Origin of the sequence: Aureimonas glaciei (genome assembly GCF_014643375.1) — a bacterium.
Taxonomy (GTDB): domain Bacteria; phylum Pseudomonadota; class Alphaproteobacteria; order Rhizobiales; family Rhizobiaceae; genus Plantimonas; species Plantimonas glaciei.
In genome coordinates, this window is the sequence record NZ_BMJJ01000004.1 from 317631 (window position 1) to 337035 (window position 19405).

The following is a 19405-nucleotide window of genomic DNA, read 5'->3' on the forward strand; positions in this document are numbered from 1 at the left end:
CGGAACGGGGCCGCGCCGGTTCCGGCACGGCCCCGCGGGATACTCAGCTCTCGCCGAAGACCCGGGCAAAAATCGTGTCGACATGCTTGGTGTGGTAGCCGAGATCGAATTTCTCGCGCAGTTCGGCTTCCGGGATGGCGGCCATCACCTCGGGATCGGCGAGCAGCTCGGTCAGGAAGTCCTTGCCCTCTTCCCAAACCCGCATCGCGTTGCGCTGGACCAGACGGTAGGAATCCTCGCGGTTGACGCCGGCCTGGGTCAGCGCCAGCAGAACCCGCTGCGAGTGGACGAGGCCCTTGAACTGGTTGAGGTTCTTCATCATCCGGTCGGGATAGATCAGAAGCTTGTCGATGAGGCCGGTGAGGCGGCCGAGTGCGAAGTCGAGGGTGATCGTGGCGTCCGGGCCGATATAGCGCTCGACCGAGGAGTGCGAGATGTCGCGCTCGTGCCAGAGCGCGACATTCTCCATCGCCGGCAGGGCGAAGGAGCGCACCATGCGCGACAGGCCGGTGAGGTTTTCCGACAGGACCGGATTGCGCTTGTGCGGCATGGCCGAGGAGCCCTTCTGGCCCGGCGCGAAATACTCTTCCGCCTCCAGCACCTCGGTGCGCTGCAGGTGCCGGACCTCGATGGACAGGCGCTCGATCGACGAGGCGATGACGGCGAGGGTGGCAAAGTACATCGCATGGCGGTCGCGCGGGATGACCTGGGTCGACACCGGCTCGGCCTTCAGGCCCATGGCCTTGGCGACATGCTCCTCGACGCGCGGGTCGATGTTGGCAAAGGTGCCGACGGCGCCGGAGATGGCGCAGGTGGCGATCTCCTCGCGCGCGGCGATGAGGCGGGCCTTGGCGCGGCTGAACTCGGCATAGGCCTCGGCAAGCTTCAGGCCAAACGTCACCGGCTCGGCATGGATGCCGTGCGAGCGGCCGATAGTCACCGTGTCCTTGTGCTCGAAGGCGCGGCGCTTCAGCGCGGCGAGCAGCGCGTCGAGATCGGCGAGGAGGATGTCGGAGGCGCGCACCAGCTGGACGTTGAAGCAGGTGTCGAGGACGTCGGACGAGGTCATGCCCTGGTGCACGAAGCGCGCCTCGGGGCCGACGATCTCCGACAGATGCGTCAGGAAGGCGATGACGTCATGGCGGGTCTCGGCCTCGATCTCGTCGATGCGGGCGACGTCGAAGGTGGCCGCGCCGCCCTTTTCCCAGATGGTGGCGGCGGCGCTCTTCGGGATGACGCCGAGCTCGGCCAGCGCGTCGCAGGCATGCGCCTCGATCTCGAACCAGATCCGGTACTTCGTCTCCTGCGACCAGATCGCCACCATGTCGGGGCGGGAATAGCGGGGAATCATGGGCGCAGTCCTTCGGGTCGCGGAAATGGGGCTCGCCGCGACATAACAGAGCCGGCCGGGCGCCTCAACGTTGCTGGACCGCAGCGCTCAGTCGAGCGGGACGGGGTAGGCGACGAAGTCGATGTTCGGCCCCTCGAAGCCGATGCTTTTCACCGCGATGAGCACCACCGCGCGTGTCGCCGCCTCGCCACCGGGAAAGACGATGACGCGCGACAGCCGGTAGTCGAGCGCGCAGCCGCGGCTCTTGGGGATCGCCTTGTCCTCGTGCAGGACCTTCGTCCCCTTGCCCGGGCCCGTCTGGGTCAGCCTGAAGCCGGCGAAATCCTCGCCGGTCACGCCGGCACAGCCGGGCGCCGTCGCGAAGGGGAGCCGCTTCAACCGGAGTTCGATCGGCCGGTCCGGCGAGGGTTCGATCGGTCGCGGCAGGAAGGCGAGACGGGCGGGGTCGGCGGAGAGCTCGGTCACCGGATTGTCGGCGACGACGGCGCCGGCGCTCGGCTTCGCCCCGAGCTTCTGCAACATCGGCGCCGCCGCGACGCGCGCCTTTTTGCGGATGGCGGCGAGGTCCTGCTGCTCGTCGGTGCCCTCAATGCTGACGGGCGTCGGCTTGACGAAGCTGTCGGTGACGAGATCGAGGCCGATGATTTTGGCGTAGGGGAAGCCCGAGCCGTCGTGGATGCCGTACTGCTCGAAAGCATAGATCCGGCCATCGGCGGAAAAGCCGATCGGCTCCAGAGTCGCGATATCCCCGGCGACGGCCGCGGGCGGCATCGCGGCGCCGAGGCAGATGGCGAGAAAGGCATGGCGTGGGCGCATGGTCTGTCCTTTCTGGGTTGATGGGTGTTCCTGACTCCGTCTATGGGCGCCAGGCCGGCCGGCGGTCGCCGGGGCGCGGCGTGGCGGCATAAATCGCCCGGGCGATGGCGCGGGCCATGACGGCGGCGGCCGCGGCGGCCAGCTCGATTGCCTCCAGTGGCGAGGGCGTCACGTCGCTGCCGCCGGTGGCGAGCGCGAAGACGAGGTCGCCGTCATAGTCGGTATGGGCCGGCCAGAGTGCCCGGGCGAAGCCGTCATGGGCTGCGATGGCGAGGCGCTTGGCGCGCGGGGTGTCGAGCACGGCGTTGGTGGCGATGACGCCGATCGTGGTGTTGGCGCCGGCGGCCGGGCCGAATTTCGTCACGGGATCGGCGGCATCGGCCGGCCACGGCGAGGGCAGGCCGAGGCCGCCGAACTCCTCGCCGTGCTCGAAGGGCGCCGCCCAGAAATTCCGGGTGTGGCCGATGGTCGGCGAGCCCAGCGCGTTGACCGCGACGAGGGCGGCGACGGTGACGCCGTTGGCGAGCACCGCAGAGGCCGAGCCGAGTCCGCCCTTGAAGCGGGCGGTGATGGCGCCGGTGCCGGCGCCTTCGCTGCCGAGCGCGAAGTCGGCGCCCGCCGCCGTCGCCGCGGCGTGGCCGAGCTCGCGATAGGGCGGATAGCGCCCCCAGCGCGTCTCGCCCGCGGCGCCGAGATCGAAGAGGATGGCGGCAGGGACGATCGGCACGCGGTGGTCGCCGACGGCAAAGCCGCGCCCCTGCTCGCGCAGGAAGGCCTGGACGCCGGAGGCCGCGTCCAGGCCGAAAGCCGAGCCACCCGACAACACGAGCGCGTCGACGGCAGCGACGGTGTTCTCCGGTGCCAGGAGGTCCGTCTCGCGCGTTCCCGGCGCGCCGCCCTGGACATGCACGGCGGCGATCGTCGGCGCGGCGCAGACGATCGCCGTGACCCCGCTCTGCAGGCCCTCGTCATGGGCATTGCCGACGCTGAGGCCGGCGATGTCGGTGATGAGATTGCGGGGGCCGGGCGTCCAGAAGCTCAAGCGTTCAGCCTCCGGCTTCTGGCACGAAATCCTCGCCGTCGAAGCGGAAGACCTGGAAGAGATCGAGGCTGGAATCGCCGACGGCATCGAAGCGCACCGGTCCGAGCGCGGTGGCAAAAGTCTGCTCGTTCAGAATCTCGGCGACCTCGCGCGATTCCTTGCTGGCGAAGCGGGTGGCGGCGGCGGCGATCTCGGCCGCCGCGAAGGCGGGGCCGAAATAGCCCTGTCGCGCTTCCGGCGCGGCGCCGGAAGCGGCGGTGATCGTCTCGAAGCGGTTGCTGAGCGCGATGGCGTGGACGCCGCGCTGCAGCGGCACGTCCGGCGTCGCCTCGTCGAGCAGGGTCTCGCCGCCGACGATGTCGAGCTCGAGATCGAGCGAGGCCGCGTCGCGGGCGATGATGGCGATATCGGGCCGGTCGCCGGCGATGAACAGATGGGTGACGCCGGATGCGAGGATGCGGCGAACGAGGCCGAACTGCTTCTCCTCGGCCGGGCGATAGTTCTCGATGCTGGCGGCTCGCAGGCCGTCGGCCTCGAGACGGCTGCGCACCGCGTCGGAGAGTCCGCGGCCATAGATCGACCCGTCGTCGACGAGGCCGAAAGGCACGTCATGCCAGCGTGCGGCGAGATCTTTGGCCACGGCATCGGCTTCGGCGCCGGCGCGCGGGGCGAGTCGCCAGACCAGGGCGCCGGTCTTTTCCCGCGTGTCGGTGAAGCGGTTGGCGCGCACGCCGACGGTGATCACCGGGATCTTCGCCGCCGTCAGGATCGGCAGCGCCGCCTCCAGGGCTTCGGTGCAGAGAAAGCCGACGACGGCGTCGACCTTCGCGGCGACGAGCGCGCGGGCTCCCTCGGCGGCGGCACCGGCAGCGCATTCGGTGTCGGCTTCGACGGGAGGGGCGCCCCCGGTCGCTTCCATGCCCGCTCTCACCCCGGCGCGCACCTGCTCGCCGAGAATCGCCGCGGAGCCCGAGAGCGGCGCGGCGATGCCGATGCGGACATCGCCCGTCGCCGAGGCCTCCTGGGCGCGGCCCGCGCTGGGCGCCGCGAGGAGCGTGGCAGCGGCGAGAGCCGCGAGGAGAGGGCGCGATGCGTTCATTGCGGCAGTCTAGCCGGCTTCGCGGGCGATATCGAGATGCGCCGCGGCGGTGTGCTGCCGGCCGGCCGGCCTTTTCGCGCGGCCCGAGACATGCAAGGGAGGGCGCGCGCGTGTCAAAGGCGGCGCGAGACCCTATGTTCAGGCTCCGGTGGCCATAGGCCGCGACCGACAGGGACGAGGACGGTGTACTTGCTGATGAGTTCGACGATCGAGGCCGGCGCGTTCCGCGAGGCGATGAGCCGGTTTGCCGCGGCGGTCCACATCGTGACGACGGACGGCGCGGCCGGGCGGCGGGGCGTGACCGTGACCTCCGTGGCCTCGGTCTCCGACGACCCGGCGACCCTCCTCGTCTGCCTCAACACATCCAACGAGGCCAACCAGCGGTTCGAGGCGAACGGCTGCTTCGCCGTCAATCTCCTGGCGGCCGATTCGGAAGGGCTCGCCCGTGCTTTTGCCGGCGAGGGTGGCCTGACGCCGGAGGAACGGTTCGCGCTGGGACACTGGGGCGAACGCGTCACCGGCGCACCCGTCCTCGAGGATGCGCTCGTCTCCTTCGACTGCCGGCTGATCGATTCGCGCATCGTCGCCACGCACCGGGTGATGATCGGCGAGGTCCAGGCCATGCATCTCGGCCCGGACCGGCCCGCGCTCGTCTATCACGGCCGGGCCTATCACCGGATCTGACGTCCGGCGGGTCGCCCGTCGAGGCGAGCCTTGCGAAGCGGCGCCAGCAGGGCATATCTGGGGAGCCGAGTTCGCAGATGTCCGGGGAAACCGATCGTGACCGACCACCACAAGATTCCGTCGTCGATCGACGCGACCCAGTCGCTGCTCGACGGCCAGAACTATGTTGCCGACCGGGCGCTCTCGACCGTGCTCTTCCTGTCCCTGAAGATGGGCCGCCCGCTCTTCCTCGAAGGCGAGGCGGGCGTCGGCAAGACGGAGGTCGCCAAAGTCATCGCTACGGCGCTCGACCGGCCGCTGATCCGCCTGCAGTGCTATGAGGGGCTCGATGTCGCCTCGGCGCTGTACGAGTGGAACTACGCCGCGCAGATGATCGAGATCCGCATGCGCGAGGCCTCCGGCGACGTCTCGCGCGACGCCATGCGCTCGGAGATTTTTTCCGAGCGGTTCCTCATTCGCCGGCCGATCCTGCAGGCGCTGGAGGGCGAGCCCGGCCGCGCGCCGGTGCTTTTGATCGACGAACTCGACCGCACCGACGAGGCCTTCGAGGCCTTTCTGCTCGAAATCCTGTCGGACAACCAGGTGACCATTCCCGAGCTCGGCACGATCCGGGCCGCCGAGCCGCCGATCGTCATCATCACCACCAACCGCACCCGCGAGATCCACGACGCGCTGAAGCGGCGCTGCTTCTACCACTGGGTCGACTATCCCGCCGCCGAGCGCGAGCTGGAGATCGTCCGTCGCAAGGCGCCGGGCGCCAATGCCGCGCTCGCCGCCGAACTCGTTGCCTTCGTGCAGAAGCTGCGCGGCATGGACCTGTTCAAGGCGCCGGGCGTCGCCGAGACGATCGACTGGGCGAATGCCTTGACCGAGCTCGACGCCGTGGCGCTGGACCCGGCGCATGTCTCCGACACGCTGGGCGTGCTCCTGAAGTACCAGGACGACATCGCGCGGATCGAGCAGGGCGAGGGCCGCACGATCCTCACCGAGGTGAAGCGCAGTCTCGCTGCGGGGGGAGCGGCCGCGCCATGACGGCGGTCGCGCCCGCGGTCGCCGTCGCCGGGGGCAAGCTCGCCGACAACATCGCTTTTTTCGCACGCACTCTGCGCAAGGCCGGGCTGAAGCTCGGCCCAGCGGCGACGCTCGACGCCATCGCCGCGGTCGAGGCGGCGGGGCTGACGACCCGCGAGGATTTTTACTGGACGCTGCACTGCGTGCTGGTGACGCGGCGCGAGGACGACGCCGTCTTCGACGAGGCGTTCCGGCTGTTCTGGCGCTCGCGCGAGCTCCTGGAAAAGATGATCGCGATGTTCTCGCCCACGGCGCCGCCGCGCGAGGCGAAGGCGGAGAAGAAGCGCGCCGGCGAAAGCCGCGTCGCCGATGCGCTGTTCGAAGGCGCCAAGCGCAACGAGAAGACGCGCGAGAAACCCGAGATCGAGGTCGACGCGCGGCTCACCGTCTCCGGCAACGAGGTCTTGCGGGCGAAGGATTTCGCGCAGATGTCGGTGGCCGAGATCGAGGCGGCAAAGACGGCGATCGCCGCACTCCGGCTGCCGGCGGACTATCGCAAGACGCGGCGCTACCGCAGCGATCCGCGCGGCGAGCGCATCGATCCGCGCAAGATGATGCAGGCGTCGATGCGCACCGGCGGCGAGCTGATCCTGCCGAAATTCCGGTCGCGCCGCGAGGTGCACCCGCCGCTCGTCGTCATCGCCGACATTTCCGGCTCGATGAGCCAGTACACCCGCATTTTCCTGCATTTCCTGCATGCTCTCACCGAGAACCGGCGCAACGTCCACACTTTCCTGTTCGGCACGCGGCTGACGAATGTGACGCGGCAAATGCGCCACCGCGATCCCGACGCGGCACTGGAGGAATGTGCCGGCGCCGTGCGCGACTGGTCGGGCGGCACGCGCATCGCCGAGGCGCTGCACGTCTTCAACCATGTCTGGTCGCGCCGGGTGCTGACGCAGGGCGCCGTCGGGCTGATCATTACCGACGGGCTGGAGCGCGATTCCATCGACGCGCTGGACGCCGAGATGGGGCGGCTGCACAAATCCTGCAAGCGGCTGATCTGGCTGAACCCGCTCCTGCGTTTTGACGGCTTTTCGGCGCGGGCGCGCGGGGTGAGGGCGATGCTGCCGCATGTCGACGAGTTCCGCTCGGTGCATTCGCTGGATGCCATGGCCGACCTCTGCGCGGCGCTGTCGGGCACCGGCGGGGCGGACACCGATCCGCGGCGATGGCTGGCCGCGGCCGATGCGGCGATGGCGGCCTGATCCTATCTATGTCGAGAGGCCGGTTTGCGGCCTGATCTGACCGGGCTCTGGGCCTGGCCGCTGCCGAAGGAGAACGCGCCATGGCCGATCATTCCCCCCTCGTCGATCTCGACGTGCTGAAGACCGCGGAAGCCTGGGCCGGCGAGGGACGGCGCCTGGCGCTCGCCACCGTCGTCGAGACCTGGGGCTCGGCCCCGCGCCCGACCGGCAGCCATCTCGTCATCGATGCCGACGGCAATTTCGAGGGCTCGGTCTCCGGCGGCTGCGTCGAGGGCGCTGTCGTCACCGAGGCGGTCGAGGTGATCGACTCGGGCACGCCGCGGCTCCTGGAATTCGGCGTCGCCGACGAGACCGCCTGGCGGGTGGGTCTCTCCTGCGGCGGGCGGATCCGCGTCATGGTCGAGCCGATCGCGGCCGGGACGGCGGTCTGATGCGCCTCTCGCTTCTGCAGGACCTCAACGCCGAGCGCGCGGCGCGGCGCGCCGCCATCGTCGTCACCGAGATCGCCACCGGGGCGCAGCGGCTGGTGCGCGAGAGCGATGCACCGGGCGACCCGCTGGCCGAAGCGCTCGGCGCCGCGTTCCGCTCCGGAAAATCCGGCATGGTGAAGACCGAGAGCGGCGAGGTGTTCCTCAACGTCCACGTCCCGCCGGCCCGCATCGTGGTGATCGGCGCGGTGCACATCAGCCAGGCGCTGGCGCCGATGGCGCGGCTGGCCGGCTTCGACGTCGAGATCGTCGATCCGCGCACCGCCTTCGCCACGCCCGAGCGCTTTCCCGACGTGGCCCTGACCGCCGAATGGCCGGAGGACGTGCTGAAGGCCCGGCCGCTCGACGCCTATACCGCGCTCGTCGCCGTCACCCACGATCCCAAGATCGACGACCTGCCCCTGCGCGCGGCGCTGTCGGCCGGTTGCTTCTATGTCGGCGCGCTCGGCAGCCGGAAGACGCATGCGTCCCGGATGACGCGCCTATCGGAGTCCGGCGTCGACGGCGCGCCGATCGAGGCGCCCATCGGCCTCGACATCGGCGCGGCGACGCCGGCGGAGATCGCCGTCGCGGTGCTCGGCTCGATCATCCGGGCTCTGCGCCGTCGCGGCATGACGGCGGATCAGGCGAGGGCGGCGTGAAGTTTGGGCCGGTTGCCGTTGGGGATGCCGAGGGCGCGATCCTGGCGCATGGCCAGAAGCTCGCCGGCGGGCGGCTGGCCAAGGGCACGCGCCTCTCGGCGGCGGACATCGAGGCGCTTCGCGCTGCGGGCATCGGCGATGTCGTGGTCGCCCGGCTGGCGCCCGGCGACCTCACCGAGGACGAGGCCGCCTCGCGCCTCGGCGGCGTGGTGGCCGGCGCCCAGGTCTCGGTGGGAGCGGCCGGCACCGGGCGGGTGAATTTCTTCGCCGCGGCGGACGGCCTGTTCCTGCCCGACCGCGGGCTCGTCGACAGAATCAACGCGGTCGATCCCGGCATCACCCTGGCGACGCTCGGCGAGTACGAACCCGTCGAGGCCGGGCGCATGGTGGCGACCGTGAAGATCATTCCGCTGGCAGTCGCCGGCAGCGCCGTCGAGCGGGCCGCGGCGATCGTCGCGGGCCGGCCGGCTTTCCGGGTCGCGCCCTACCGGCCACAGCGGGTGGCGCTGATCCAGACCGAACTGCCGGCGCTGAAGAAAAGCGCCCTCGACAAGACCGCCGCCGTGCTGGCGGCGCGGCTGGCGCGGGCGGGAGCGACGCTTTGCGGCGAGCAGCGCTGCGCGCACGAGACCGGCGCATTGGCGGGGGCGATCGCCGCGGTCGCCGATGCCGATCTCGTCGTCGTCTTCGGCGCCTCGGCGGTAATCGACGAAGCCGATGTCATCCCCGCCGCCGTGGTGGCGGCCGGGGGGCACGTCCGCCATCTCGGCATGCCGGTGGATCCGGGCAATCTCCTCCTTCTCGGCGAGGTCGCCGGCCGACCGCTGATCGGCGCGCCGGGCTGCGCCCGCAGTCCGAAGGAGAATGGATTCGACTGGATTCTGAATCGCTTGCTGGCTGATCTTCAGGTGAGTCCTGAGGATATCCGCGGCATGGGCGTCGGGGGCCTCTTGATGGAGATCGCCACGCGTCCCCTGCCGCGCGAGCGCGCCGCGCCGCCGGCCGCCCCTGCCGTCGGCATCGCGCCACAGGCGGGCCCCCCGCCGGTGGTCGACGTCGCGCTGCTGGCCGCCGGGCGGTCGAGCCGCATGGGCGGACCGAACAAGCTCCTGGCGACCTTCGGCGGCGTGCCGCTGGTCCGTCGCTCGGCCGAGGTGGCGCTGGCGAGCGGCGCACGGCGCGTGCGCGTGGTGGTCGGGAACCGGCGCGAAGAGATCGTGGCGGCGCTGAGCGGTCTCGACGTCGAGATCGTCGAGAACCCGGACTTTGCCGAGGGACTGTCGACCTCGGTCATCGCCGGTAGCCGCGCGGCCTTCGCCGCGGCCCCATCGGCCGACGGCGTGCTGGTAATGCTGGCCGACCAGCCGCTCGTCACCGCTGTTGACCTCGACCGGCTGATCGCGGCCTTCGTCGCCGAGGGCGAGGGCTCGATCGTGGTGGCGACCGACGCCGGGAAACGCCGCAATCCGGTGATCCTCGGTGCCTGCCACATCAGGGAGATCGAGGCGCTGCGCGGCGATGTCGGCGCCCGCGACCTCATGAACGCGCATCCCGCCGAGATCCGCGGCGTCGACCTGGGCCGCGCCGCCAGCCTCGATGTCGACACGCCGGAAGCGCTGCAGGAGGCGGGCGGCGTTCTGGCCGGTTAGCCTCGCTGCCTTTCCCGGATTTCCCCTTCCCCTGCAATGGCGTCCCCGCCGTGATCCGGTGGGAGAAGACGTGATGCGGCTAGGCTTTTCTCGAAGGTCTGGCCGACGAGGTCCTGGCCAAAACTGTGGTGCGGCTCCTCTGCTACGAGTGTGAAGCCGGCCGCTTCGTAGAGCCGGCGTGCCGATACCAGCACGGAATTGGTCCACAGAGTCATCGTCTGGTATCCGGCGGCGGTGGCAAAGCGCACCGCTTCGTCAACGAGGCGTGCGCCGAGGCCCTGTCCGCGGGCGGCAGGCTCGACATAGAGCAGCCGGAGCTTGGCGACTGTCTCGCTCTGGCGGACGACGAAGACAGAGCCGGCGATGGTGCCCGCGCTGTCGGCGATCCAGCAGCCCTCGCGGCCGGGAATGAAATTCTGGACGAAGTCCGAGACGATGCGGGCGACGAGCGCCTCGTAGCCCGCGTCGAAACCGTATTCCTCTGCGTAGAGCAGGGACTGGCGATGGGTGACGAGAGCGAGATCGCCGACGGCCGGCGCCCGCAGGACGATCTCCGCCGGTCGGCGCTCGATGAGGCGGCGCAGTTCCGCCATGGCGGCGACCATGCGCTGGCATTCCTCGTCCGACTGCGCCGACAGCCATGCCGCGATCGACTGCACGGAGGCGGCATCCAGCTCTGCGAAGGCGGCGTGCCCCTTCTCGGTCAGCCACAGTTCGGCGCGGCGCTGGTCGGCGTCCGAGACGAGCCGCTCGACGATCCCCTCGGCGACCAGCGTCTTCAGCATCCGGCTGAGAAGGCCCGGGTCCATGCCGAGATCGGCCGAAAGGTCACTGGCGGCCAGTCCCTCCCGCGTCGCGATCTCGTAGATCAGCCGCGCCTGGACGAGCGTGAAGGGCGAATGCAGGAGGCCTTCCTCGAGGAGACCAATCTGGCGGGTGTAGAAGCGGTTAAAGGCGCGGATGACGGCAATGTGTTCGGCGTTCGGCATGGCGCAAATCCGGTGAAAACCCACCGCCATCTCCTCCCCATTAGTTGACAATGTCAACCGATACACCCGGACAGGCCGTCTTTTTCGCTTTGCTGTCGTCTTCCAGCCTCTTCGCGCCGTGACGGCCGGCCCGGCCTGAGCGCGACCGCTGGCCGCGAACCCGTGCGCGCGCTTTGTCACGGTTGAAGACGCCGGCATTCGGTGCATTTGAGGCGCGAAGCGGAGGGATGAGCATGGCACGGTATCTGATCGTCGGGGCACACGGGGGAATCGGCGAGGCACTGGCCCGACGGCTGGCGCGCGAGGGGCACGATCTCGTCCTGACCGGGCGCCAGGCGGACGCGATCGAGGCCTGGCCGGCGAACTCGGGGCTACGGCGGTCGTCGGCGATGCGCTGACGGATGCCGAGGCGTTTTCGGCCGCAACCGGGCCGGCTCTCGCTGGCCTCGTCTACGCCGTCGGCACGATCACGTTGAAGCCGTTCGACCGCCTGACGGAGGCGGATTTTCTACACGATTTCCAGGTGAACGCGCTGGGTGCTGCGAAAGTGATTCAGGCCTGCCTGCCGGCGCTGAAGGCTGCCGAAGAAGGCGCCAGCATCGTCCTGTTCTCGTCCGTGGCGGTCGACCAGGGATTTGCCGCCCATGCCTCGATCGCGATGGCCAAGGGGGCGGTGGTCGGCCTCGTGCGTTCGCTGGCGGCCGAACTCGCCCCGTCGATCCGGGTCAACGCCATCGCGCCGTCGCTGACCAACACGCCCCTCGGCGCCAAGATCGCCGCATCGGAAAAGATGGCCGAGGCGGTGGCGAAGATGCATCCGATTCCGCGGCTCGGGCGCGCCGATGACATGGCGGCGATGGCCGCCCTCCTTCTGTCGCCGGAGGGCGGGTGGATTTCCGGCCAGGTCATCGGCATCGATGGCGGCCGCTCGACCCTGCGGGTGAAAGGCTGACGCTCTTCCTGCCGTAGAAGGCCTGAACTGACAGTAATCCAGGCGAACGGAGCGCTTGCCTAATCGGGTGGCAGCGTTATGATTTCGTTAACCAAACAGGCGCAGCCTTTTGTTGCCCGGCCTCCCTGCCGGCGTCGCAAAGGAGAATGTCGATGCAGTCGCGTGTCGCAGACCCCGATTTCCAGAAGATGCTGGACGGCTACGGGATCACCACCGCCGAAGTCCTCTACAGGATGCCCGACCACCCGGCCTTGCTGCAGACCTTCCACTGGCAGTTCGCCGATCTCGCGCCGGACTATCCGCGCCTCAAACGGTTTCTCGATCACTGGGAACGCGAGATCGAGGCGGTGATCCATTCGGTGCGCGTGATGCATGCCGGGCTGATCGCGCCGCGCGAGGTCCGCCTGGTGCGCGACCTCGGCCATCTGCACTGAGCGGGGACGCCTTTCCTGCGACCCTGCCTGCGGCTTCACGCAGCTGATTCCGCACGATCACGGCAGAAAGCCCGAAGCCAACCGCGAATCCTGGCGCTCAGTCGCCGGGCTCGGGCGGTTTCGCCACTTCCTGCTTGAGCGGCGCATGGCGGAACGTCGCGCGGATGATGCCGTGGTCGTTGGTGCCGAGAGCGCGGTGGTCCTTGAAGTTCAGATGGTCGTTCTGCACGACCAGCTCCACGAACTTCCACACCCGGTCCCGGCTGTTGTCGTAGAATTCCTCGCTGACCAAAATCTGGTCGAGGGACTCGCGCTCGTTGTTGAAGACGTGCGTGTAGTAGACATCGCGCGTGCTGCGATACTGCTGCAGGGTTTGCGCCGTATAGAGGTCGGCGTCGCCGCCGCCCGTGGAAAATCCCATGAGGTAGCGGGGCTGGCCGGTCAGGATGTTCAGCGTATTGCTGAGCAGGCCGTCATTGACGTCGCCGAGCACGACGACGGGCTCGTGCGTCCCTTTCATCAGGTCGGTCAGGATCATGCGCAGCGCCGTCGCCTCTGCCGTGCGGCGGATCGTCGACAGGCCGCCGCCGATGGCCTCGGCGTGCCTGGAATAGACGTCGTTGTCGTACCAGGGCTCGCGAAAGATCTGGGTCGGCCCCTTCGACTTGAAGTGACAGACGAAGACGTGGATCGGCAGCTCATCGGCCTGGGGCTTGATCGTGAAATGCAGCACCGGCCGCGAGAACGTGTCGAGGCTGACGGCGATGTGGCTGGTCTGTTTGTCGTCGCCGCTGCTACTCAGCCGAAAGCTCTCCGGAAACTTTTCGATCCACTCGGGCTCGCCGACCAGCAGGCTGGAGCGGACAGCGCCGGCACAGACGATCTTGCCGCCGGCATGGCCCTCGGGCGCCAGCAGGGTAAATTCCTCGCTGAGACCGGCCGCGGCGAGAATGTCGGCCAGCGCGCCGGCATGCCAGAGTTCCTGGAACCCATAGACGTCCGCAGCAAGGAGTTTCAGCATCCGGGCACTGAAATCGATCTTGGCCGCGTATTCGCCCTCGGTCCACGGCCGGGAATTTTTGTAGAGCTTCAGGCCAGGACGGTTGAGATTGTAGAGATTGAAATTCGTAAAGCTGACATCCGCCATGACCGGCGCTCCCTCCTGCCATCACGGTTTTCGTTGCCGGACAACCTGGACGGGTGGAAATGTAAGGCTGGAAGCCTCGCGCTGTAAAGCGCATTCCGTGACGGAAGTCAGCCTGTTCGGGGCGATGGGCGGGGCGGACGCTTGGGCGGCACCGGCCGCCGCCTCGGGTCAGATCAGCTTCAGCCCCTTCAGGCTGGCATGGCCGGAGCGGCCGACGATGATGTGGTCGTGGACGGCGATGCCGAGGGGTTTGGCCGTGTCGATGATCGTGCGCGTCATCTCGATATCGGCCCGCGACGGGGTCGGGTCGCCGGAGGGGTGGTTATGGACTAGGATGATTGCGGTCGAGGCCAGTTCGAGGGCGCGCCGGACCACTTCGCGCGGGTAGACCGGCGTGTGGTCGACGGTGCCGGTCTGCTGTACCTCGTCGGCGATGAGGGCGTTCTTCTTGTCGAGGAAAAGAATGCGGAACTGCTCGCGCGTCTCGTAGGCCATCGCCGCTTTGCAATAGTCGAGCACCTGCGCCCAAGACGACAGGATTTCGCGCGACTTCAGCGCCGAGCGCATGGCGCGCTCGTTGACCGCGGCGATCAGCTTCAGGTCGAGCGCCGTCGTCGGGCCGATGCCGCCGACCTCGCCGAGGCGGCGCAGCGGCGCGTTCAAAACTTCCGACAGGGTGCCGAAGCGCGCGATCAGCGCTTTCGCCAGCGGCTTGACGTCGCGCCGGGGAATGGTGCGGAAGAGGACGAGTTCCAGGAGTTCGTAGTCGGCCAAGGCGGCCGCGCCGGCCTCGGAGAAGCGCTCTCGCAGCCGGTCGCGATGGCCGTCATGGTGCTTGGCGGGCTTGCCGGCGGTGGCCTTATCGGCGGCGACGGCGTTCGGCGTCCCGGCGGCGAGCGCGGACTTGCTCTCGTCGAGGCCCGGGATCCAGTCGTCGTCGGCCTCGCCGCCCCCCATCGGCTCAGGCGATCGGCGCGAGAGCGTCCGCGAGGGCAAGGCCCGGCGCTTCGAGCCCGCCCGGCGACCGCGTGAACACCTCGCAGCCCGTCTCGGTGACGCCGACGGTGTGCTCGTACTGGGCCGAGAGCGTGCGGTCGCGCGTCACGGCGGTCCAGCCGTCGGGCAGCACCTTCACATGCGGCTTGCCGAGATTGATCATCGGCTCGATCGTGAAGATCATGCCGGGGCGGATCTCGGCGCCTTCGCCGCGGCGCCCGTAGTGTAGGACGTTGGGCGCGTCGTGGAACAGGCGGCCGACGCCGTGGCCGCAGAAATCGCGCACCACCGAGCAGCGCTCGGCCTCGGCATAGACCTGGATCGCCGCGCCGATGTCGCCCATGTGGTTGCCCGGCTTCACCTCGGCGATCGCCAGCTCGAGCGAGCGGTAGGTCACTTCGCAGAGCCGTTCGGCGGCGCGCTTGACGTTGCCGACGAGATACATGCGCGAGGCGTCGCCATGATAACCATCGAGGATGAAGGTGACGTCGATGTTGACGATGTCGCCTTCGCGCAGCGGCTTGTCGTTGGGAATGCCGTGGCAGACGACGTGGTTGATCGAGGTGCAGACGCTCTTCATGTAGCCGCGGTAGTTCAGCGTCGCCGGCAGCGCTCCCGCCTCCATCCCGAAGCGGAAGACGTGCGCGTCGATCTCTTCCGTCGTCGTGCCGGGCTTGACCAGCGCGGCCAGGCTGTCGAGGCAGCGGGCAGTGAGCTGGCAGGCCCGCCGCATGCGCGCAAAGGCCTCCGCGTCGTAGAGGCGGATGGCGCCGGTGTTGCGCGCGGGCGAGAGTTCGGCTTCGAGATAGCTGGTCATGGGGTCTTGGGTTCGTCCTGTGGCTGCGGGCCGGTGTTCACACTGTTAGCCTGATGTCGCATCCAAGCGGCCGATCTTCAAGCCGCCGGCACTGTCCGGGCGCTCGGCACCCCATCGCGTGTCCACCGGCGGCCGCTGCCGAGGCCGTCAGGCGGGCCCTCAGGCCCTGACCTTGACGTAGGAACCCGGCGCATCCTCGATCGGCTTCAGCCGGCGGCCGCCCGGCTTGCGCGCTTTCACCCGCTCGCCGGAGAGGGGTTTAATCCAGGCCTGCCAGTGCGGCCACCAGGACCCCTTCGTCTCCGTGGCCTGCTCGAGCCAACCCTCATAAGGTATCTCCTTCGAGGGCGCCGGGCCGGTCCAGTACTGGTACTTGCCGCGGTCCGGCGGATTGACCACGCCCGAGATGTGGCCGGAGCCGGTGAGGACGAAGGTCACGTTCGGGCCGAGATACCGGCTGCCGACATAGACGCTGAGCGCCGGCGCGATGTGATCTTCCTTGGTCGCCAGATTGTAGATCGGCACGTCGATGCTGGCGAGGTCGATGGCCTGGCCGCCGATCTCCATGCGGCCGCTGGACAGCCGGTTCTCCAGATAGCAGTTGCGCAGGTAGAACAGATGGTTGGCGCGCGGCATGCGCGTCGAATCGGCGTTCCAGTACAGAAGGTCGAAGGGCAGGGGATCCTTGCCCTTGAGATAGTTGTCGACGAAATAGGGCCAGATCAGCTCGCCAGAGCGCAGCATGTTGAAGGCCGTCGCCATGCGCGAGCCGTCGAGATAGCCCTTGGTCTCCATGCTGCTGGCGAGCGACGCCAGCTGTTCCTCGTCGACGAAGACCTTGAGGTCGCCGGCATGGGTGAAATCGACCTGCGTGGTCAGGAAGGTCGCCGAGCGGATGCGCTCGTCGCCCAGTCCCTTGAGATAGGCGAGAGCGGCCGCGAGCAGCGTGCCGCCGACGCAGTAGCCGACGGCGTTGACCTCGCGCTCGCCGGTCGCCTTTTCCACGGTCGACAGCGCGAACAGGATGCCCTCGTGGATGTAGTCCCGCCAGTCCTTGGCGGCGTGCTGCTCGTCCGGATTGACCCAGGAGATGACGAAGACCGTGTGGCCCTCGGCCACCGCCCAGCGGATGAAGGACTTTTCCGGGTTGAGGTCGAGGATGTAGAACTTGTTGATCCAGGGCGGCACGATGACCAGCGGGCGCTTCAGCACCGTCTCCGTCGTCGGCGTGTATTGCAGGATCTGGCAGATGCCGTTCTGCGCCACCACCTTGCCCGGCGTCACCGCCATGTTGCGGCCGACCTCGAAGCGGGTCGGATCGGCCTGGCGCAGTTTCAGGTTGCCGTGGCCGGCGGCCATGTCCTCTGCGAACATCTGCATGCCGCGCACGAGATTGGCGCCGTTGGTGCGAACCGTCTCGCGATAGACCTCCGGATTGGTCATGATGAAGTTCGAGGGCGACAGCGCGTTCGACAGCTGCGTGACGTAGAAGGCGGCCTTGTCGCGGGTGTGCGGATCGAGACCCTCGGTGCGCGCGACGAGGCCCTCGGCCCAGTGCGACGTCGTCAGATAGACCTGCTTCATCAGGTCGAAAAACAGGTTGCGGCTCCACTCCTCGTCGCGAAAGCGCTTGTCGGTGGTGGCCGAGGAGGTGCTGGCGGGCGCGGCCGGCGGCATGGCCGGCGTCTCCGGTAGTGCCGCCGCGCTCGCCATCCGGCGCATCATATTGCCCCAGATGCCGAAATAGCCGGCGAAGAGCTGCGTCTGGGCCTCCAGCGTGCGGGCGGGATCGCCCAGCCAGAACTGCGACACCTTGGACAGCGTGGTGATCATGTCGGGAATGCCGACAGGACCCTCGTCGACGATCTCGCCCTTCTCCCGCGGCTCGACCCAGGCCGAGGCCGCCTTTCCAAGCTGCTCGATCACGCGTGCCATGTTGCGCGCGAAGGCTTCCGGGTCCTTCACCACATAGGAATCGTCCGGCTGAATACCGGAAAGATCGGGGCCGTTCGGCTCGTTGGCTGCCATGGCATGTTCCTCCGCCGACAGGAAAGCACAAACCGGCGGCCTTGGTCAGCCTCGGCGACGGACCCGGACGGCTTTTGGTCGGAAATCTTCCCGCACCGACGATCGCCTTTGCGCCGCCCCTGCTTTGGGCTATGACGAGGGTTCGACAGGACAGGACGACGGGAAGACCATGATCAACGCATTGCGCGGGGCGAGCCTCCTGGCGATTTTCGTCGTCCTACCGCTTGTCGGCTGTGCACCGCTGATGCGTCCGGAAGGCCCCTCGAAGGTGGCGCAAAGGGCGCCGATCGACTCCGGGCCCTCGACGCAGCGGCGCGGCCCCGATGGCTATCCCCTGCTCGGGGCCTTTCCGAGTTCCGCCGCGCCGCAGCTTGCCGATGCCGAGGTCAACGCCGAGCGCTCGGGTCTCCAGGGCGCGCAGGCGGGCCAGGGCACGGAGGGTGCCACCGCGGATGCCGACTATGCGCGCCAGCTTGCCGAAGCGAATGCGCTGCGGTTGAAGACCCGGCAGGACGTCGACGCAGCCGTTGCCACGGGCGGACCCGACGGCGATACCGGCACCAACTAGCGGCGGCCGCGACCCCGCCGAAATTTCGCTGCGCGGCCCAAAGGCGGGCGAGCGTGCGGCATCAGACCCTTCGCATCCTTCCGGCCGTCAGCGACGCCGGACGAGCTGGCCAGGACAGGACATGACGGAAGAGTTTCACAAGATCCGCAGGCTGCCGCCCTACGTTTTCGAGGAGGTGAACCGGCTGAAGGCCGGGGCCCGCGCCAAGGGCGCCGACATCGTCGATCTCGGCATGGGCAATCCCGACCTGCCGACGCCGTCCTTCGTCGTCGACAAGCTCTGCGAGGCGATCCGCGACCCGCGCACCCACCGCTACTCCGCCTCCAAGGGCATTGCCGGGCTGCGCAAGGCCCAGGCCGCCTACTACGAGCGCCGCTTCGGCGTGAAGCTCGACCCGAACACCCAGGTGGTTGCGACCCTCGGCTCGAAGGAGGGATTCGCCAACATGGCGCAGGCGATCACGGCGCCGGGCGACGTGGTGCTGTGCCCGAATCCGACCTATCCGATCCACGCCTTCGGCTTCCTGATGGCCGGCGGCACCATCCGCTCGATTCCGGCCAAGCCCGACCACGAGCAGCTCGCCGCCATAGACCGCGCCGTGCGGCACTCGATCCCGAAACCGCTGGCGATTATTCTGAACTACCCGTCCAACCCGACGGCCTACGAGGCGGACCTCGATTTCTACGCGGAGGTCGTCGCCTTCGCCAAGAAGCACGAGATCATCATCCTGTCGGATCTGGCCTATGCCGAGATCTTCTTCGACGGGGCGCCGCCGCCGTCGATCCTGCAGGTGCCGGGAGCGATCGATGTCGCGGTGGAATTCACCTCGATGTCGAAGACCTTCTCGATGCCGGGCTGGCGCATGGGCTTTGCCGTCGGTAACGAGCGCCTCATCGCCGCCCTGGCGCGGGTAAAATCCTATCTCGACTACGGCGCCTTCACGCCGATCCAGGTGGCGGCGACGGCGGCGCTGAACGCCGGCGACGCGGCGGTGCAGGATGTCCGGGCGATCTACAAGCATCGGCGCGACGTGCTGGTTGATTCCTTCGGCCGGGCCGGCTTCCCGATTCCGGCGCCGTCCTCGACCATGTTTGCCTGGGCGCCGATCCCGCCCGCCTTCAAGGCGATGGGCTCGCTGGAATTCTCCAAGCTTCTGATCGAAAAGGCGGATGTCGCCGTGGCGCCGGGCATCGGCTTCGGCGAGCACGGCGACGACTTCGTGCGCATCGCCCTCGTCGAAAACGAGCACCGCATCCGCCAGGCCGCGCGCAACATCAAGCGCTTCCTTGCCCCGGGGGCGGAAGCCGGGCAGAACGGCGCTCCTCTCGTCGCGACCGCCTGAGCGGTCCGATCGTCGAATTCCGGCGGCGGCCTCCTGTCGCCCCGGCATGGTCTGTGAACAGCATAGGGTCCCGCCGCGCGCCG

The 19405-nt window shown here is 68.6% G+C and carries 20 protein-coding genes; 11 read left to right on the plus strand and 9 right to left on the minus strand.

What is annotated here, in order from left to right; all coding sequences use genetic code 11:
• Positions 1–43 precede the first annotated feature (43 nt).
• The 4 genes from purB to IEX88_RS10775 form a co-directional block, all read right to left on the minus strand.
• Entirely contained in the window at positions 44–1351 is a 1308-nt protein-coding gene (purB, locus tag IEX88_RS10760; protein WP_188850609.1) for an adenylosuccinate lyase, read from the minus strand.
• An 87-nt stretch (positions 1352–1438) separates the two neighbouring features.
• Positions 1439–2167, minus strand: coding sequence for a DUF2259 domain-containing protein (locus IEX88_RS10765; protein ID WP_188850610.1), 729 nt, complete (start codon positions 2165–2167; stop codon positions 1439–1441).
• Between the two features lie 40 nt (positions 2168–2207).
• A complete protein-coding gene (locus IEX88_RS10770; protein ID WP_244640038.1) occupies positions 2208–3209 on the minus strand; it encodes a P1 family peptidase in 1002 nt (333 codons plus the stop codon).
• 4 nt (positions 3210–3213) lie between these two features.
• Positions 3214–4308: an ABC transporter substrate-binding protein gene (locus IEX88_RS10775; RefSeq protein WP_188850612.1), complete on the minus strand. Its 1095-nt coding sequence runs from the start codon at positions 4306–4308 to the stop codon at positions 3214–3216.
• Between the two features lie 195 nt (positions 4309–4503).
• Between IEX88_RS10775 and IEX88_RS10780 the strand changes: the two genes are divergently transcribed.
• From IEX88_RS10780 to IEX88_RS10805, 6 genes are all read left to right on the plus strand, one after another.
• Positions 4504–4992 (plus strand): flavin reductase family protein, encoded by a 489-nt coding sequence (locus tag IEX88_RS10780; protein WP_244640078.1) that lies wholly within the window; start codon positions 4504–4506, stop codon positions 4990–4992.
• A gap of 96 nt (positions 4993–5088) precedes the next feature.
• Positions 5089–6024: an AAA family ATPase gene (locus IEX88_RS10785; RefSeq protein WP_188850613.1), complete on the plus strand. Its 936-nt coding sequence runs from the start codon at positions 5089–5091 to the stop codon at positions 6022–6024.
• Positions 6021–7271 carry a vWA domain-containing protein gene (locus IEX88_RS10790; protein ID WP_188850614.1) on the plus strand — a complete coding sequence of 417 codons (1251 nt, stop codon included), beginning with the start codon at positions 6021–6023 and terminating at the stop codon, positions 7269–7271. The genes IEX88_RS10785 and IEX88_RS10790 overlap by 4 nt, the downstream gene beginning before the upstream one ends.
• An 80-nt stretch (positions 7272–7351) precedes the next feature.
• The gene (locus IEX88_RS10795; protein WP_188850615.1) at positions 7352–7702 is read left to right on the plus strand and encodes an XdhC family protein; all 351 of its coding nucleotides are present in this window, start codon (positions 7352–7354) and stop codon (positions 7700–7702) included.
• A complete protein-coding gene (locus IEX88_RS10800; RefSeq protein ID WP_188850616.1) occupies positions 7702–8400 on the plus strand; it encodes an XdhC family protein in 699 nt (232 codons plus the stop codon). Before IEX88_RS10795 ends, IEX88_RS10800 begins: the two co-directional genes overlap by 1 nt.
• A complete protein-coding gene (locus tag IEX88_RS10805) occupies positions 8397–10049 on the plus strand; it encodes an NTP transferase domain-containing protein (RefSeq protein ID WP_188850617.1) in 1653 nt (550 codons plus the stop codon). The genes IEX88_RS10800 and IEX88_RS10805 overlap by 4 nt, the downstream gene beginning before the upstream one ends.
• Here the strand turns inward: IEX88_RS10805 and IEX88_RS10810 are convergent.
• On the minus strand, positions 10046–11038 hold the full coding sequence (locus tag IEX88_RS10810; protein WP_188850618.1) for a bifunctional helix-turn-helix transcriptional regulator/GNAT family N-acetyltransferase: 993 nt from the start codon (positions 11036–11038) through the stop codon (positions 10046–10048). The two genes, IEX88_RS10805 and IEX88_RS10810, sit on opposite strands and share 4 nt — an antisense overlap.
• A 233-nt stretch (positions 11039–11271) precedes the next feature.
• On the opposite strand from IEX88_RS10810, the gene IEX88_RS27260 reads away from it, so the two are divergent.
• From IEX88_RS27260 to IEX88_RS10820, 3 genes are all read left to right on the plus strand, one after another.
• The gene (locus IEX88_RS27260) at positions 11272–11436 is read left to right on the plus strand and encodes an SDR family NAD(P)-dependent oxidoreductase (RefSeq protein WP_210319261.1); all 165 of its coding nucleotides are present in this window, start codon (positions 11272–11274) and stop codon (positions 11434–11436) included.
• A gap of 74 nt (positions 11437–11510) precedes the next feature.
• Complete coding sequence (locus IEX88_RS10815; protein ID WP_373289569.1) at positions 11511–11990, plus strand: SDR family NAD(P)-dependent oxidoreductase; 480 nt, start codon at positions 11511–11513, stop codon at positions 11988–11990.
• Between the two features lie 152 nt (positions 11991–12142).
• Positions 12143–12424: an usg protein gene (locus tag IEX88_RS10820; RefSeq protein ID WP_188850619.1), complete on the plus strand. Its 282-nt coding sequence runs from the start codon at positions 12143–12145 to the stop codon at positions 12422–12424.
• Between the two features lie 97 nt (positions 12425–12521).
• On the opposite strand, the gene IEX88_RS10825 is transcribed toward IEX88_RS10820, so the two are convergent.
• The 4 genes from IEX88_RS10825 to IEX88_RS10840 all read right to left on the minus strand — a co-directional run bounded on the left by IEX88_RS10825 (position 12522) and on the right by IEX88_RS10840 (position 17412).
• Entirely contained in the window at positions 12522–13571 is a 1050-nt protein-coding gene (locus IEX88_RS10825; protein WP_188850620.1) for an endonuclease/exonuclease/phosphatase family protein, read from the minus strand.
• Positions 13572–13739: 168 nt separating this feature from the next.
• On the minus strand, positions 13740–14528 hold the full coding sequence (gene radC, locus IEX88_RS10830; protein WP_188850779.1) for a RadC family protein: 789 nt from the start codon (positions 14526–14528) through the stop codon (positions 13740–13742).
• Positions 14529–14532: 4 nt separating this feature from the next.
• Complete coding sequence (gene map / locus IEX88_RS10835; protein WP_188850621.1) at positions 14533–15384, minus strand: type I methionyl aminopeptidase; 852 nt, start codon at positions 15382–15384, stop codon at positions 14533–14535.
• Positions 15385–15543: 159 nt separating this feature from the next.
• On the minus strand, positions 15544–17412 hold the full coding sequence (locus IEX88_RS10840; RefSeq protein ID WP_188850622.1) for a PHA/PHB synthase family protein: 1869 nt from the start codon (positions 17410–17412) through the stop codon (positions 15544–15546).
• Between the two features lie 169 nt (positions 17413–17581).
• Here IEX88_RS10840 and IEX88_RS10845 point away from each other — a divergent pair, with 169 nt between their 5' ends.
• Both IEX88_RS10845 and IEX88_RS10850 read left to right on the plus strand, forming a co-directional pair.
• Positions 17582–17980: a hypothetical protein gene (locus IEX88_RS10845; protein WP_188850623.1), complete on the plus strand. Its 399-nt coding sequence runs from the start codon at positions 17582–17584 to the stop codon at positions 17978–17980.
• Between the two features lie 121 nt (positions 17981–18101).
• Complete coding sequence (locus tag IEX88_RS10850; protein ID WP_188850624.1) at positions 18102–19322, plus strand: LL-diaminopimelate aminotransferase; 1221 nt, start codon at positions 18102–18104, stop codon at positions 19320–19322.
• Positions 19323–19405 lie beyond the last annotated feature (83 nt).